Annotated in this window: 1 protein-coding gene and 2 pseudogenes; all 3 read left to right on the forward strand. The window is 66.8% G+C overall.

Going from position 1 to position 2625, the window contains the following annotated elements; translation table 11 throughout:
* Positions 1 to 251: 251 nt before the first annotated feature.
* Positions 252 to 554 (forward strand): hypothetical protein, encoded by a 303-nt coding sequence (locus QOI01_RS13420; RefSeq protein ID WP_526381643.1) that lies wholly within the window; start codon positions 252 to 254, stop codon positions 552 to 554.
* A 401-nt stretch (positions 555 to 955) separates the two neighbouring features.
* Positions 956 to 2154 (forward strand): annotated as a pseudogene (locus tag QOI01_RS13425) (DUF58 domain-containing protein).
* A gap of 77 nt (positions 2155 to 2231) precedes the next feature.
* Positions 2232 to 2625, forward strand: a pseudogene (locus tag QOI01_RS13430) (hypothetical protein); the annotation flags it as partial.

The following is a 2625-nucleotide window of genomic DNA, read 5'->3' on the forward strand; positions in this document are numbered from 1 at the left end:
GCGAAGGATCGCTCCAAGGATCGTGATGCCACGGCGGCGGTGCTGGCGCTGGCCGCCGAGCTCGACGGGCTTGGCCATCCGGCGACCTCGGGCAGCGTGCCACGTCCGCTAGCCGAAATGCGCCTCGCTCCGCCCATCTGATCTAACATTGCCACGTTGACAGTGAGAATCCGTCGTGGCGGACGCCACTAGGTTGGCGTGGAATCCGAGCGAGATTCGGCACGCGTGAAGTCGATTCCGATGGCGGCGGAATGATCCCCCACCGCGACGAGGCGTCATACCTGCGGGCGGTTGCCCTTGCGGTGCTCGTGGCCAGCTCTGTGGTGGCCCTGCGCGGGCACATCGCCGCCGGAACGCTCAACCCCGTCGCCGGTGCGATCGGTGGGGCAGCCCTGAGCATTGTCGTAGCCGTGCTCGGTATCGCATTGTTCGTGGTCGCCCGCCCGATAGTCGCCCGCATCGGCGATCGCTGCGGGCTGCCGCCGCAAACGCCGCAGCTGGTGCGGAATGGTCCCCTGAGGCGCATCCTCGGACAGTCACCGGGCCAACGATGAGGAGCCTCGTCGTTGTCGGCCCTTGTCTGGCAGTGCTGGCTGAATTCGTCGCGATCTGCCTGCCCGCTCGCGGCGACGCTCACGCCTTGACTGGTGTCGCCCGATCCTGGCCCGCCAGTTTGAAATGGCGACGAAGGCAGCTCAAAGACGGACCACGGACCCCGCGGCCTTCCGGGCCACGGGATTGATGTTCTTCGGCGCCGAGCTGTGGTATTGGGTCGATCCGGACAACGTCGTGAGGGGTGGCGGCGTTCGACGTGGGCCCGGTCGCCGAACATTGGAAGGGATCCTCGAATGCTTGGAGCAGGTATGAGGTTTCGCACCGCGGCAACGTCGTGACCGAAGCGACCGAAACTCGCCGCCTCGAGGTCGAATTTCGCTGGGGCGCCTCGTGTCTTGCCATGGCGCTCGCCACGTGTAGCGCGGTGGCGATCGGGTTGGGACTGGCGGGCTCCCGATGGCAGCTCGTCGTATTTGCGGCTCCGATGTTGGGGGTGCTGTGGTCGATCGGCCGACAACCAAGCACGCCACGGACTCACGTGTGTGTGCAAGCGGAGTCTGTTGGGTTCTTCGAACGAGAACAGATTCGACTGAGCATCTGGGTGGAGACTGATTCACACAGGGCAGCAGTAGAACTCGCGGTGTCCCCGGTCACGGGGATGACAATCCAGGTCGTCGAACGGGATTCAGACCGCCTCACGGTCACCTGCGCTGCGGAACGATGGGGCCGTTACCCCATTCGGGCCCACGTGACGGCCAACGCGCGTGGTGGCCTGCTCGCCGGAACCGCGACGCTCGACGCCGTCGAGTTGTACGTGTTTCCAGTCGCCCCCGCGTGATCTACCGCCATCCCACGCACCGAGCTGCCCGACCGTATCGGCGCGCACGTCGGTCGGCGAGTCGGCTCGGGCGTCGAGTACGCCGACATTCGGGCCTACACGCCGGGTGACCCGCTGCGCGCGGTGAACTGGCCGGTGAGCGCCCGTCGCGGCAGCCTGCACGTGACTGACCGACTCGGCGAGCAGTCCGCCGACGTCGTCGTGCTCGTCGACACCTATCCGCAGCCCCCTGGTCCAGCGACCGAGGCCACCGAACGAACGGTGCGCGGAGCCATGCAAGTCGTGCAGACCGCGCTCCGGAGGGCGATCGGGCCGGAATCGTCGCGCTCGGCGGTCGCCAGCCGCGCTGGTTGGCGCCCGACATCGGACGGCGGCAGTTCTATCGCGTACTCGATGCGACCCTCGGTGCCGGCACCGGATACCAATCATCGGTTGGCTCGTTGGCGCCTCGGCCGGCCGTTCCACCGGGCGCCATCGTCGTTGGGTTCTCCACCCTGCTCAACACGCACTTCGCGACGGCCCTCATCGACCTACGCAGACGAGGTCACGTCGTCGTAACCGTCGACGTGCTCAGGGACTCCCCGGCGTTGGGTGAGCACGATCCTTTGGTCGGCCGAATATGGTCGCTGGAGCGGTCTTTCATGTACCGCAACATGCGGACCATCGGCGTCGAAGTGGTCCCTTGGCGGGAGGGGAGCACTCTCGACGAGGCGATGCAACTGATTCCCGACCGGCACGCGGCCAAATGGGCACCGAAGTGAGCTGGCCGCAACTGTCTGTGCCACGAGGCCTGTCGCTGGCTTTGGGGACGACAATGGTCGTCGCGGCGGAGCCTCAGATGCACTGGCTTGCACGATGGGCGGCCGGACTGGCGATCGCAGCGGTGCTGCTCGGAGTGCGATTCCATTCCATGGCCACCGTCGCGGTCCTTTTCACGGCACTCACCCTGACCCTGACGACGCCACCGCCCGCGCTGGCCGTGATGTCGGGGCTGTGCGCAACCGCCTACTTGGTGATGCGGCACGCGAGCGGTCCGAACTCGGCGGCACCGACGAGAGCGACCGCCCTAGCTGCGCTGGGTTTCGGCCTGGTCGGCGCGGTCGTCCCCGCTCGACGTGGCGTGGCTGCCACTCTTGGCGCCGTTCGGGCTGCTGGCAGCCTTTGCCATGGCAACCCATCCGTATCTGCGCCGCCGGAATCAAAGCTAGTCGCCGCACCTCTTCGGTCAGAAT

It is taken from the genome of Mycobacterium sp. (assembly GCF_032162605.1).
In the GTDB taxonomy this organism is placed as follows: domain Bacteria; phylum Actinomycetota; class Actinomycetes; order Mycobacteriales; family Mycobacteriaceae; genus Mycobacterium.